Below are 13,479 nucleotides of genomic sequence, written 5' to 3' on the forward strand. Positions count from 1 at the left end.
AGGAATTCCGTTGTGGGGTAATCAAACTGAGCCAGCACTGACATCGCATAGAGTCAGATTCGTTCTGAAGGCTCAAGGCCTGCGCGCCCCACACGCAGCCTGAAAAGCGAAAATATCTATAAAGGCGAAAGTCCTGTGACGCAGTTCCTTAACGACCGCGATGGGGCTGGCGGATTGGCCGGCCTCATCCGAGCGCTCAACGAACCTGGAGTTGGATTGCGGCTCTGAAAGACACCCGTCCTTGCGGCGACGGCTGACGGTTCGAGACCGCAGCGGCCCCTGTATTGGTCACCCCGGATATGGCCGGAGTCCCGGTATTGGCAGGGACGACAGCAATCGAGCGTGCAACGGCCTTGGTGTAGTTCGGCACCGGCGTGAACTGCTCCTTGTTGAAATCGTGCAGGATGCGATCGCCGCCGCCGGCCTGCACGGCACAGACAGCCGTGACGGTTTCGCGCCCCTTGTCCTTCATCCTGAACTGAAACGGCGACCCGGCCCCGGGAAACTGGATCGGGATCCCCGCCTTGATGAAATTCTCCTGCTGGAAGCGGTTCGGCATCAGCACCATGCCCTCACCCTTCTCGTCGATATCCATCAACGTCAGGAAACAATCCCGAGATGTCACGATGGTAAATACCGGACCGTCACCCACACGGTAGCTGTCCTGGTCCGAGGTCAGTGACAGGTCGATATCCGCTCCAACCGGCCGGATCACGGGCTGGACGGCGGGCCGTGTGCTGCTCATGCGGACAGGCTTGAGGTCGGTCATGTCTGGCGCAATCTGGCGGAAGGCCAGTTCGAAAGCATCGCGCGGAACCGATCCTTGCGAGAGCCTGCGCAGCAGCGGACGGTATTTCTTGGCAACATCTGTCCCGCCCTCTTTGAATCCCGCCTTGGTAAGGCCGAGTTCGGCGGCCGCCAGCGTCAGATCGAGATCGTCTTCATAGCGCTTCGCCAGCGCGTTGATCATCTCGATGCCGTTGAGCTTGAGTGCAGGATCAATGCCTGCACGCTTCATGGCATCCGAGAAGCGCTTGCCGTCGCCCTCAATGAGGGCATCCATTTTGTCGTGCGGCGGATAAAGGCCCTCGACCTGCTCTCGGACATCTCGAGGGAACGTGCGGCCGGCCATGATCAGATCGCGGATGTCGTCCTTGGCCTTGCGCATGCCCTGGTCATGACAACCTATGCAGGAGATGCCGTTGGTGACGGAAAAGTCCTTGCGCGAGGGATCGCGGACAATTGCAGTCGGCCCCTTGTCGAGCCGTTCGCCGGTAGCCTTGTTCAGATAGTAGGCCTGAAATCCGTTGGGCAGGCTGAAAATGGTTTCGCCGCCATCGTGATGGAAGGCATTTGGCCCCGTCGGCCCCAGCGGATAGTCGAACAGATTTTGGCGGTCTCTGTTTCCGGCGAAGTCATACGACGTCCAGAAATAACCGCTGCGCGACGGATGCCGTTCGATGAGGCGATTGTTCTGGCTGACACCCGACTTCTGGAATGCCGCGCGTTGCGCGACGAAATTGCGGATATTGCCTTCAATATCGATCCCCTGCTCGCGCACGAGCTGCTGAAACGTGTTGGGCAGCTGAAGCAGCACGTCATAAAGCGGCGGCTGCGAGGCCGCGAAGGCGAACCAATCCGCGCGAACATAGGCCATCGGAGTACGGGTGCTCGTGGCCAATGCACGACTGCTCTCCGTATCCGGATCGACCATGTAAGGATAGGACGCAATGACGTTGTCCCAATCACTTCCATTCCAGCCGAGATCGGCCAGATTGAAGCGAATGATTGTGCCTTCGGAATCGATGGTCTCCAGCTTGACAACATCCGATGAGCGGCTGAGCGAATTGAGGAATTTGACCGCAGCCTGCCGGTAGACGTTCATTGCCGCCGGATCGGCGCAGATGTTGGCGAGATGCGTCAATGTCAGATAACGCGTGGTCTGACGCCGCTGAGGCAATTGCTTGTCGAGATCCTTCGCCATCGAAGCGATCATGTCATTCGACGTGATGAACCTGTGTGCTTCGCAACTCGCGGTCGCCTTGGTGCCGAGCGCAGCAATCCAGTCCTCAAGCGACTTGATGTCCGCCTCGGATACGTTGGGATACCTCGTCTCGCCTTCGTAATTGATATCGTACGGCATCTCCTTGTCGGCAATCTGCCGAAACAGCTTCGAGCCAAGTGGATTTCCGGGAAGAACGTAGTGCGGATTGGAGGCGATCTCGTCGAGCTTGAGAATATTGCCGAAGTTCTTCGCCGGACGTTCGCGCTCGATGAGCTTGCCCTGCTGGTGGCAGCGGGCGCAGTGCTTTTCGAGAACATTGAACGCGGCTTTTGCGACGGGGTCCGATGGCGCCGTGACGGTATCCGTTGTGCTTGCAGGGATAGCGGGCTCTCCGGATTTTCCCTGTTGAGCGGACGCCATTCCCGCGGAGCCAAAAGCCAATCCCGCAGCAACCGTAAATCCGATCGCTCTCAGACGAAATTTCGGCAATCCGCTCATCAACTTCCCTCACGTTCTTCGTAACGCCAGACCGTCGGATATTGGTCGTTTCATCGCATGGCCGCGTTCAAGACGCTAGGAGCGGCACCTGTCCAATGATCGTCAGGAAACGGTCAAATCCGGATTGCATAAGACGTTTTTGAGGAACGGCCGCCGAAGACCCGTCCGGGGGACAACCGGACGGGTCAAGCCGCGACGGCGCGAGGGTGGATGGGCACACGCACCGTCAAGCTACGAAGGCGGAAAACTCGCCCTCGCGTGAATTCGTCGGTCAGCGCAGGAACACGGTTCACGCAAAACGGCACCAAAATTACAGATCCGCTTAGGGCCAATTCAGACGGCACGACGACGAGCCCTTGCGGCAATTATCGGGTGCTGCCTTTGCCTGCCGCAGCCAACGGCGCCGGTGCAACCGTCGAAACTGCGGCGAAGGCGTCCGCCTGCCCGGCCCCGAACTGATCGTCCCGTCCCTTCGGTCCGAGGTCGCGTGCGGTCGAGGCCAAGGTTGCCCGGATATCGGCGGCAGATATGTCCGGATTGCGCGCGATCAGCAGTGCGACCAGTCCGCTGATGAACGCCGACGATAGCGACGTGCCGGACGCCATCTGATATTTGCCATCGGGGGCCGGAGAAAGAATGTCCACGCCGGGAGCCGCAACGGCGACGTAGCTGCCGCGGTTGGATTGTGCAAACAGCCGGTCGGACTGATCGGTCGCCGAGACCGCAATCACATTCGGATCAGCTGCGGGATAAAGCGGCGGAGACTTCGGCCCGGCATTTCCGGCGGCTGCAACGAGAACGACGCCCTTGGCTGCCGCCGCCGCGAGGGCCCGCTGCATGACGAAATCATGCGGGCCCGCAAAGCTCATGTTGACCACCTGCGCGCCGTTCGCCACGGCGTAGTTCAGGCTTTTGAGAAGAATGAACGATGTGCTTTCCGCGCCGCTGCTCTTCGCACCAAACGCGCGAATGGCGAGCAGGTGCGCCGAAGGTGCCGTTCCCATCAATCGGCCGTGGGCGGCGATAACACCGGCGATGCCCGTGCCGTGGGGATGCGGCCCCTCCTCGCTGTTCAAGGCATCGAACGTGCCCGCGATCACGCCGGCCAGTTCCGGGTGCGTGACATCTACGCCGGAATCGATGACAGCGACCGTCACATCCGCGCCGACCGACAGCGCGTGCGCTTCCGGCAACCGCATCTTCGCCAGCGCGTATTGAGCCGGATCGCCTTCGCTGACGGCGGACGTCGTCTGTTGTTGAAGCTTGAAGATATTATTGCGCTGGGCTGAGCGGACATCTCCGCTGGCCATCAGTTCTCGAACGACGCTATCGACTGAGCGCCCATCGGTGATCCGCCAGCGGAAGAAGGTACTGTTGGTCGGTGCGAAATTCTGCGACTGCACGCGCGTCAGTCGATGACGGCGGGTAATTCCATCGACCTGTTCGTCGGAGGGTGTTCCGTCGATCTCGATCAGGACCTCTTTAACGACGTAGGAATTGTCAGCCACGGTCGCCGGACTTTTCTTGGCGCGGCGCGGTGACCGGACATCACGCACGTTCTGCGGCTGCCCTTGCCCTGTCTCCCTTGCCGCGCGCGGACGCCCCTGCGGCCCTGGCTGATCGCTTCCGTTGTATTGGACGTTGGGCGAGTACCGCACGTTCGGATTGACCGAGATGCGCGGCCCGACATTGAGGCTGGGAGTGCGCAGGCTGAAGCTGTGACTTTGTGCAAATGCCGCAGAGATCACGCCGTTGCAAACCACGGAGAGCGTGACGACCGCACAAGCATACCGGAAGATCGCATGAGCGCGCCGGGCGTGTCGTTTGGCGTTGCTCGCTCCGATCATCTCGCGTCCTCGCTGACTTCCCTACGCGCTCCCATGCGCGCGGCTCGTAAACTCTGCCGCCGCTGAACGAGCCGCTATTCTGCTGCAACAACCAGGCTGATGATCTTTTCGCCTTGCAGCTTGGTCAGCAACTGGGCGGCTTCCTGTTTCGGCAACGCCGTGTCGCCGAACCGGACCCGGAACATTCCAGCCTGAGGGCCCGAAACGATCGACGCCTTGTAAGTGTCGAGCAGCTTGGTGATATCGGCCGCACTCGCTTCCGGTGCAAAGCGGATCAACGCGTAGGTGCCTGCGGCAGTCGTCCCCTGGACAGACGCAGTTTCAAAAGTGCCGCCCGATCGGTCCTTGACCAGCACAGTGCCGATCACCCCGGCCTGCAACAGAACAACGGCTGCACCTGCAACAGCTGAATAAGCCAACGTCCGCGGGGCAAGCCCCGAAAAGAACTCTGAAATCCGCTGCAACGGACTGAACGAGGACGACGGCCTGCGCGCGGGTTCGGCGTCGATCGCATCGAACAGCTTCTGCATCGCGCGCGTCGAGGGCGCTCCCAAGCTCTCGTTCAGCAATATCGTCTCTGCGTATTCGTCCTGGATTGCGGCATACTGGCGAGCAAGGTCAGGATCGTTGGCCAGCGCCTCTTCAACGCGGCGGGCGTCACGCAGATTGAGCGTTCCAGCAGCATGGAATGGCAGGAGAGCCTCGATCTCCGTCGGTTCACTATCTTCGAACTGTTTGCTCGCAGCAGTCATGGCCAACCTCGCTCCACACCGGCTGCCTTCAGCAGTTCGGCTAATTTCTTTCGCGCATAAAACAGACGCGTCTTCACCGTGTTTTCCGGGATACCCACGATCTCGGCCACCTCTTCCACGGACTTCTCGTGGTAATAGACAAGATCGACGATCTCCCGGTGCTCTGGCGAAAGTGCGGTCAGGCAATTCCGCAACGCGTTACCAGTATCCTTCTTCGCAACCGCGGTTTCCGGATTGTCGGACGTATCCTCGATCGCGGCAGCCGCCTCGTCATCTAACTCCGCGTCCTTCCTCTTGCGGAGGGCGGACAGGGCCTTGAACCGGGTGATCGCCAGAAGCCACGTAGAAACGGCAGACCGGCCCTCAAACTTGCCGGCCTGACGCCACACGTCGAGAAAAACCTCACTGATGAGGTCTTCCGCGACGGACTCGTTACGAACGAGCCGCAGCGCAAAGCGGAACACCCGTACATGGTGCCTTCCGTAAAGCACCTGCATGGCGAGACGGTCTCCGTTAGCGATACGACCGATCAGAGCTTCGTCTGTGGCCGCCTGTGTTGCACTCAATGGCCGTCTCGCAAGGTTGGTCGCTGAGGACTGGGAAAGGGTTCAATCAAATCCGTGAGAACCTTCGAGAATTTTCTGAAAGACTCGAAATTGTCCGTATCTGGACGGGCGGCAAAATGCCCTTGAATCAGCAACAAGAGCAAGTCACCGCGCCAGACATCGTAAAAGAGTATTATAATACCTCTATTGTCGGTGAATATCGGTTGCCGCTAACGTCCCACCCCGCATGGCTGCCGGCGGGGCGCTTTCCGTACCCTAAATTCCCCTTGTTTGATCGACGGTTAGGAGGCGCGACGATTTAAAATCGGGGCTGGAAAGATACCAAACCTAAAGGCTTTCCGACCTAGACTCCGCGCGTTGCATCCAGTGGCGAGTTCATGCGTAGCGCAGCATCCCTAGTTCCTGAATCACCGCTTGGTGCTGTTGGCGGCAAGCCAACGCTTGGCGCGACCGAACTCGCGAAAGACCTTCTCGCCCGCCGCGCCAAACAGCGCCGAAAAATGCTGGGCATGGTCGGCACCAGCTACGTCGTCGATGCCCTGGTCCTGCTGGTCTACGCCTATGCCGGAGTGACAGCGTTCACAACAGGGCTGGCTTATCTGACCTGCGGCCTGCTGTCGGTCGCGTTTTTTCTGGCGTTGTCCGAAGCGAAGATCAATGACCGCTTCAAGGAACATCATCTTGTCGTGCAGCAGACGAGCGTTGGCCTCGCCATCATGCTGCTGTTTCTGTACATCGCGCCCGAAGTCGGCTGCGTCTTCTTGTGCTCGATCTTCCTGGTTTTCACCTTCGCCGCCTTAAGGTCCACCGCCCGTCAGACGATGATCGGCTGGACCGTCGCCACAGTAGGACTCGCGGCTCTGTTTTTGCTCACGGACGAACCCATCGCAATGCCACACGGAACGCCGTTGGAGCGTTTCGCGACCATGTTGGTGTTCGTTCTGGTGCTGGGGCGAGGAATGGTCGTCGGGTTGTATAGCAGCTCTCTTCATGACTCGCTCTACAAGCGTGGTCTGGAACTCAAGGAAGCCTACAAGCGTATTGAAGAACTGGCTGAGCTCGATGAACTCACCGGCCTGCTCAACCGTCGCAGCATCATGCAGGCGCTGGACGAAGAAATGGTTCGCGCCCGGCGAAGCAATGCGCCTCTCACGGTTGCGTTGATCGACCTCGACTGGTTCAAGCGGATCAACGACCAGTACGGCCACCCGACCGGTGACGAAGTCCTGCGAACTTTTGCGATCACGATGTTCGCCAACATTCGCAGCATCGACAAATTCGGCCGCTATGGCGGGGAAGAATTTCTCCTTGTCCTTCCAGAGACAGGTAACGATACAGCAAAGCGTACGCTGGACAGACTGCGGGCGATTATCGCGGATCTCGACTGGAGCGCAATCTCACCGGGCATGATGGTCACTATTTCCGCCGGTATCGCAACGCTGCGTCCCGAAGATGCACCGGACAGCCTGCTCGCTCGCGCGGATTCCGCTCTCTACAAAGCCAAGGATCTCGGACGAAACAGGGTCATCGTCTCATAGGTATTAGAGCCAGCCGAGAACCGTGACTGGCTTTTATTTTTGATTCCAGGACAGAAGTCATGCCTTCGATGTCGGCAGTTGTTCCAGCAAATCTTCTCGACGAACTGCAGAACGTACTCTCGCACGGGCCGGTTGCCCGTCGCGTGGAAACACTCCACCGGATTACTGACCTCTTTATTCGAGGTGAGGTGGATTACTCCGACGAGCAGATCAGCTTGTTCGATGATGTTTTTCATTGCCTGATCGAGAAAATTGAAACGTCCGCGAAAGCTTTGCTTGCCAGCCGCCTGGCTCCGATTCCAAAAGCGCCGCCTCAACTCATCCAAACGCTCGCCTTCGACGATTTGATCGAGGTCGCGGCGCCGGTATTGGCACAATCGGACCGGCTTGATGACATCATGCTGATCGAGAATGCACGCAGCAAGAGCCAGGGGCATCTTCTCGCGATCTCGAAACGAAAGGTTCTGAGCGGTGCCGTGACGGACGTTCTGGTCGAACGCGGCAATTACGAGGTGGTCGAAAGCACCGTCAAAAATCCCGGGGCCGAATTCTCCGAGAACGGTTTTAGCCTGCTGGTCTCACGTGCCGAGGGCAACGACAATCTCACGACCTGCATCGCGATGAGGCCGTCGATCCCAAGACATCACTATCTCAAGCTGATCGCAAAAGCGTCAGCCTCCGTGCGGGCGCGCCTCGAGGCAATCAATCCCCAGGCGTCAGGCGAGATTTCGTCGGCGATCAAGGAAGTCGCCCGCCGCGCCAGCACAGATGCATCCGCGATCACGGAGCAAACCGTAATCGCACACGAACTCGTCAAATCGCTCTTTGACGATGGCCGCCTCGACGAGCACCAGATTGCGAAATTCGCGAAAGCCGGCCAGTTCGACGAGACCAACGCGGCACTCGCCGCGATGGCAAACGTGCCGGTAGCAACGGTCGAAACCATGATGATCGAGTCCCGTTCCGAAGGCCTGATGATTCTCGCCAAGGTGACGGGGCTGTCGTGGTCGACGTTGAAGGCGGTCATGGACATGCGCGGCGCCCTGTCCGGATCCAGCCTCGAGGATGTCGACGAATTCAAGCGCAGCTACGAGACATTGCGCGCATCAACCGCACAGCAGGTTTTGCGCTTTCACCGGATGCGACAAAACACGATGCAGGCTGAGCCGATATAAAAGCCGCGCCGCTTAATACCTCAGCACTTTCGAGCCCGCGAACGCACCAATCGCGGCGACCGCGGCGATCGCAAGCGTGTACCAGGTTGCAACGAACAGCGGTGAATCGTCCGTGCAATGCGACGCGTAAATCGCCGCAGCAAGACCAGCCGACAATAGGCCCGCGAAGGTACCGGCAAGCGCCGGCCGAGACGGCGCGCCGTGACGCAGGGCCAGCAATGCTGCTGCCAGCACCGGCAAAGACAGCAGCGGGATAGCCATGACACATGCGCGTGAATTATGTCCGATCAACCTCGTCGACCACGTGGTGCGTTGGGGCGTCATCATATCACCCATGATCCCGATGCCCAGCAGGCCCACAGGAATCGCCAGCAACCAGCCCCAGCGGCCGATAGTCTGCTCCGGTCTCGACAGGTGCAGGCTGATGGCAATCGATGCACCGGCCAGAGCAATCGTGACGGCGAACTTCAGGTCGAAAAACGGATTCCCCAGAGCATCCATGAAATCCTTGCGCATGCCGAGCGTCGCCAGCAGCATTGCGGCTGATACCGGCACCGCGAGTAAAAGCGCCACAAGCAACAAGTTGCTGACCGGGCGTTCCTGCATCCCGTTGTCAGCGGCCAGCGTGCGAATGAGATCGTCAGTCTTCATGGTGATCAGTCTTTCCGCAATCTGTTTGCCAGGCCGGTCAACCCGCGATGCAACGCCACGCGGACCGCTCCCTCGGTGATGGAAAGCTTGGCCGCAGTCTCCTTGATCGACGCACTGTCAACCGCGATCGACTGCAGCACGTCGCGTTGGCGTTTCGGCAGGGTTGCGAGTTGAGCAGCAACCGTACCTGTCGGGACGGTTTCCTCGGCGGGCTCGCCGGGCAATGTTTCGGAAAAATCGTCGATGTTGACGAAGATGCGCCTGCCGCGCCGCCGCAAGGCATCGATCAACTTGTTCCGGGCAATGGCGAACAGCCACGGCGCGAACGGAGCGTTCGCATCCCATGTATGTCGTTTCAAATGCACCGCGAATAAGATGTCCTGCACGATGTCCTCAGCTTGATCCACGGGTTGCCCCGCCCGCGCCAATCCACGGCGCGTCGCAGCTCTCAGAACCGGCGCGACGGCCCTCAGAAGACGATCATATGCGGCATTGTCGCCTGCATTGGCCGCCTTCATCAGGTCGGTCCATTCGTTTTCCCGTCCGCGCACGCGGTCTCCTGTGAAGACATTTCGTATCTGTTCCTAAAGTGTTACGGCCCAAAGCTGCAATCACGCACTCGTGAGGCCGAGATTAATAGGAAAATAATCTCTGTCTTTTTCAGGGCATTGATCGAAAGATTCCCCTTTTTTGCCGTTCTGTGGCCACGCGATCCCGGTCCTTTGTTAACCGGATGGGGGCAGGCAAGGGAGATTTGCCATGCCGATGAAGGATGTCCGGCTGGTAGCAACAATCGCCGCTGTCGGAATAGTGGTGTGTTTTTCGACGCCCGAACAAACGTCAGCGGCACCTGGCAAGCCGATGGCAAGCGTTGAAAAGCCGATTGTGTTGGCGAAATTCAGTAAGCGCCGAGCACACACAGCAAAAAAAACACGTTCGGCCCGCTACGCCAAAAAATCCTCATCGAAATCATCGGCGAAGGAATCCGACGATAGCACAGCTGTCGCGAAGACGACCGCAGCGTCGAAGCCGACCTTGCCAGCGGCAATCGCTAACGCCCATGCGGAAGCACCGAAACCACGAACACTGGCGGAAGACGAAGCGAGAAACCTCGCAGCGCTGGACAGCACGGACGTGATCTCGACCGTCGACGGCGTACAGATTGCCGCCTCAGATCAGTTGAACGATGTCGATCGTGCGCTCACCGAAGAAAGCGCACCCGCCCTCGTCTCCACCGCAGCCGCACCGGCTGTGGCGGAGCCTATCCCAGCGAACAAGATCATTAAGGCGGTCTCATCCGGAGAAAACCAGACGGTCAAAAAATCCGACGACCGTGATCCCTGGAGCGAATCGTCCCTCCTCGGCAAGCTTTTCATCGCCCTTGGCGGACTTCTCACGCTGGCCTCGGCGGCAAGGATATTCATCGCCTGATACCTCCTACTCTCCCTGCTTGAACTTGCGCCGGCCACTCAGGCCGGCGTTTTTTTCGTCGACATTGCAGATATTCGGAGCGGCTCGCGAACCGATCTTGCAGAGCCGTGCCCGAGCAGGCACAGTAAATGCAACGGGCAGCTTGACGCCGCCCTAGGGACATATAGGGCGGCGAAACATGGCGGCATTCGAGCACATCATCGTAGAGAACAAAGGCGCAGTCGGCATTATCCAGATCAATCGTCCGAAAATGCTCAACGCTCTGTCTTTTGGTGTCTTTGGCGAGATCGCGGCTGCTATCGACGACCTCGAAGCTGATAACGCTATCGGCTGCATCATCATTACCGGCAATGAAAAAGCATTCGCTGCGGGCGCCGACATCAAGGAAATGCAGCCCAAGACATTCGTCGACATGTTCAGCCAGGACTTCATGGACATTGGCGGCGGCCGCGTTGCCACCTGCAAGAAGCCGACCATCGCTGCCGTCAGCGGCTACGCGCTCGGCGGCGGCTGCGAACTTGCAATGATGTGCGACATCATCATTGCATCTGACACCGCCAAATTCGGGCAACCGGAGATTACTCTGGGTACCATTCCGGGTTTGGGTGGCACTCAGCGCCTGACCCGTGCAGTCGGAAAGTCCAAGGCTATGGACCTCTGTCTGACCGGTCGCATGATGGACGCTGCCGAAGCCGAGCGCTCGGGATTGGTGAGCCGGATTTTCCCAGCCGACAAGCTGATGGAAGAAGCCCTGGCAATTGCCGACAAGATCGCGTCGATGTCACAACCGGTCGCAGCAATGGCCAAGAGTGCCGTCAATCGCGCGCTGGAGACCTCGCTGGCCGAAGGCATGAACCTTGAAGGCGACCTCTTCCACGGGACCTTTGCCCTTGAAGATCGCTCGGAAGGTATGGCTGCCTTCATCGAGAAGCGGAAGCCGAACTTCAAGCACCGCTAAATTCATTGCTTCGCGCAAGCGCTGCGACGACGAGCGCGCGGTAAAGCCGATCGGACAGCGACTTCGGCCGGTCGAGCTGCAAGCGCGACAGACACTCCATCGTGTGTGAATCCGGCTCGCTCGCGAACAAACCGCTGGCAGCCAGCCGGATCGCATCCAGCGGATTGGCCGCAGCCTCCGCAAGAATTTGCAGGGCAGGAATGAGCCGCTGCTCGACTTCGGTGAAATCACTTCCGAAAGGCAACGCCGGCAACAAGCCGGCATCCCGTGCCGGCTTCAATGCCCTGGCGATCCGGTCGGGACAGTTCTCGCGGTGGGCAGACGGAATTTGATGGGCCTTGGGGAGTTTTCCGGCGTCTTTCGCCTGCCTCATCAATTCGTCCTGAAAGCGCGAGTCTGAGATCGACAGCATTGCGGCGATCACATCCGCATCGGAACGGCCGCGTAGATCAGCAACGCCGTACTCTGTGATCACAACATCTCGCAAATGGCGCGGGATCGTCATGTGACCGTATGACCAGCGAATATTCGACGCGAGCTTTTTGCCTGAGCCACGGGCAGCCTCAAGCGTCAGGATCGACCGCGCGCCTTCCAGCGCGAAGGCTTGCGCCACAAAGTTATATTGTCCGCCGACGCCACTGACGACTTGACCGTTGTCCAGACCATCAGAAATCGCGGCGCCCAATAGCGTCACCATCATCGCGTTGTTCACGAATCGTGCGTCAACACGCGCCCGCCGCTTCGTGCTTTCGTCGCCGTAGATCTCGTTCGTAAACGACACCGGCATCATTTGGATGCGATCGAGCAGCTCGGGCGCCATCTCGCGCAATGCACGATAGAAGGATTTCGGACCGAGGAAGAACGCCGCGTGCAGCAGGACGCCGTCAACATCGCGCTTGATGATGCCCGCATCGATCAAGGCAAGAAACGCCTCGAAGAACATCTCGCTGACACCGTAGAGGCCGAACACAAACGGGCTGCTCTCCTTCACAGAACGACCCGGCGCGAGCCGCGACATGATGTTTCGAAATGCTGCGTTGTCACGGTGACGAACGATCAATCCCTGGGCCAGCGCATCACCCACCTGACCGATACCGATCTGCAACGTGCCGCCGTCAAGGATCAGGCCTGCGGCGTGGAAGCCGATGGCATATTTCGCATCCGTGATCGGCTCGGATGGCGGCGCGAACAAGGGAAAATCGGTTTCGGGACTGTCGAGGACCGCGTGGAATTCATCGGCGGACAGATCGCCCTCGCCGGGCATGAAGGGCAGTTCGGAGTTCACCTGCCCCACAATCTTGAATGTGGTACGGCCCTCGTTGCGCGCGCGCATGAAATCGAGCGTGGTATCGGTGTTTCCGCTCAGGCTGTAACGGGTCTCGCCATTGACGATACGCTTGGCGACAAGCTGAGCGATCACATTGACGCCGCGTGTCAACAGGTAGGCCGCCGCGTGAGTATAGTTCGCCGCAATGTAATGCTGCTGTGCGTACGAGTTGCCGAGCCACTTTCCGGCGAGGAAGAAAAATTCGATGACTTCGATATTGGGAGGCAAAGCCTTGGCGTGCAGTGCCTTGGCGTAGTCGAGATCGGGATAGCCGCCGAACAAGCGCTCGATCACAGGCCCGATAAATCGCCTTTCAAGGTCGGTTGACGGGGTTGGTTTTTCCAGCGTCAGCGCTGTAAAGATCGTGAGGTGGATCGAAGGATCGGCAACAGCGCGTCTGAACAAGGCATTGATGACATGGTTGGCTTTGCCCAGCCCAAGCGGCAACCCGACCACCAATTTCGTCCCTACCTCGCGAATAATGTCATCCGCGATCGCGTCTGGATCGGAAAAAACTCTCGGCATTCCATTTCTGCTGAGTTATCGGCTCCGGCGGCGGCCGAGGAAAGTGTCCATCCCTGACATAGCGGCAAGCCGCCCGCAATCCCATCACAGAGCGTTGATCCGCCAGAGGAATGCACCTTTTCAGGGGACAAAGCTGATCACATTGTCACAGCTTCAGAATTTCTTTGCCGGACGGTTTGCCCGAGGCATCAACGCCCTCTAAACAG

General features: G+C 59.0%; 11 protein-coding genes. 4 read left to right on the forward strand and 7 right to left on the reverse strand.

Features of this window, described 5'->3' with window-relative positions:
• Nucleotides 1-196 precede the first annotated feature (196 nt).
• The 4 genes from ACP0KA_RS01435 to ACP0KA_RS01450 all read right to left on the reverse strand — a co-directional run bounded on the left by ACP0KA_RS01435 (nt 197) and on the right by ACP0KA_RS01450 (nt 5,668).
• Nucleotides 197-2,503, reverse strand: coding sequence for a DUF4384 domain-containing protein (locus tag ACP0KA_RS01435; RefSeq protein WP_424627058.1), 2,307 nt, complete (start codon nt 2,501-2,503; stop codon nt 197-199).
• 365 nt (nt 2,504-2,868) lie between these two features.
• Nucleotides 2,869-4,350 (reverse strand): S8 family serine peptidase, encoded by a 1,482-nt coding sequence (locus tag ACP0KA_RS01440; RefSeq protein ID WP_424627059.1) that lies wholly within the window; start codon nt 4,348-4,350, stop codon nt 2,869-2,871.
• A gap of 74 nt (nt 4,351-4,424) precedes the next feature.
• Nucleotides 4,425-5,102 carry a hypothetical protein gene (locus ACP0KA_RS01445; RefSeq protein ID WP_424627060.1) on the reverse strand — a complete coding sequence of 226 codons (678 nt, stop codon included), beginning with the start codon at nt 5,100-5,102 and terminating at the stop codon, nt 4,425-4,427.
• Nucleotides 5,099-5,668: a sigma-70 family RNA polymerase sigma factor gene (locus ACP0KA_RS01450; RefSeq protein ID WP_424627061.1), complete on the reverse strand. Its 570-nt coding sequence runs from the start codon at nt 5,666-5,668 to the stop codon at nt 5,099-5,101. The genes ACP0KA_RS01445 and ACP0KA_RS01450 overlap by 4 nt, the downstream gene beginning before the upstream one ends.
• Nucleotides 5,669-6,045: 377 nt before the next feature.
• Between ACP0KA_RS01450 and ACP0KA_RS01455 the strand changes: the two genes are divergently transcribed.
• Nucleotides 6,046-7,206, forward strand: a complete 1,161-nt coding sequence (locus ACP0KA_RS01455) for a GGDEF domain-containing protein (RefSeq protein WP_424627062.1) — start codon at nt 6,046-6,048, stop codon at nt 7,204-7,206.
• Nucleotides 7,207-7,265: 59 nt separating this feature from the next.
• A complete protein-coding gene (locus ACP0KA_RS01460) occupies nt 7,266-8,381 on the forward strand; it encodes a DUF2336 domain-containing protein (RefSeq protein ID WP_424627063.1) in 1,116 nt (371 codons plus the stop codon).
• A 12-nt stretch (nt 8,382-8,393) separates the two neighbouring features.
• On the opposite strand, the gene ACP0KA_RS01465 is transcribed toward ACP0KA_RS01460, so the two are convergent.
• Both ACP0KA_RS01465 and ACP0KA_RS01470 read right to left on the reverse strand, forming a co-directional pair.
• The gene (locus tag ACP0KA_RS01465) at nt 8,394-9,032 is read right to left on the reverse strand and encodes an NrsF family protein (protein WP_424627064.1); all 639 of its coding nucleotides are present in this window, start codon (nt 9,030-9,032) and stop codon (nt 8,394-8,396) included.
• Between the two features lie 5 nt (nt 9,033-9,037).
• Nucleotides 9,038-9,583, reverse strand: a complete 546-nt coding sequence (locus tag ACP0KA_RS01470) for a sigma-70 family RNA polymerase sigma factor (RefSeq protein WP_424627065.1) — start codon at nt 9,581-9,583, stop codon at nt 9,038-9,040.
• Nucleotides 9,584-9,791: 208 nt separating this feature from the next.
• Between ACP0KA_RS01470 and ACP0KA_RS01475 the strand changes: the two genes are divergently transcribed.
• A complete protein-coding gene (locus ACP0KA_RS01475; protein ID WP_424627066.1) occupies nt 9,792-10,463 on the forward strand; it encodes a hypothetical protein in 672 nt (223 codons plus the stop codon).
• A gap of 178 nt (nt 10,464-10,641) precedes the next feature.
• Nucleotides 10,642-11,421 carry an enoyl-CoA hydratase gene (locus tag ACP0KA_RS01480; RefSeq protein WP_424627067.1) on the forward strand — a complete coding sequence of 260 codons (780 nt, stop codon included), beginning with the start codon at nt 10,642-10,644 and terminating at the stop codon, nt 11,419-11,421.
• Here ACP0KA_RS01480 and ACP0KA_RS01485 read toward each other — a convergent pair.
• The gene (locus ACP0KA_RS01485) at nt 11,408-13,273 is read right to left on the reverse strand and encodes an acetyl-CoA hydrolase/transferase C-terminal domain-containing protein (protein ID WP_424627068.1); all 1,866 of its coding nucleotides are present in this window, start codon (nt 13,271-13,273) and stop codon (nt 11,408-11,410) included. The two genes, ACP0KA_RS01480 and ACP0KA_RS01485, sit on opposite strands and share 14 nt — an antisense overlap.
• Between the last annotated feature and the right edge of the window lie 206 nt (nt 13,274-13,479).

Origin of the sequence: Bradyrhizobium sp. SYSU BS000235 (assembly GCF_049747295.1) — a bacterium.
Classification (GTDB): domain Bacteria; phylum Pseudomonadota; class Alphaproteobacteria; order Rhizobiales; family Xanthobacteraceae; genus Afipia.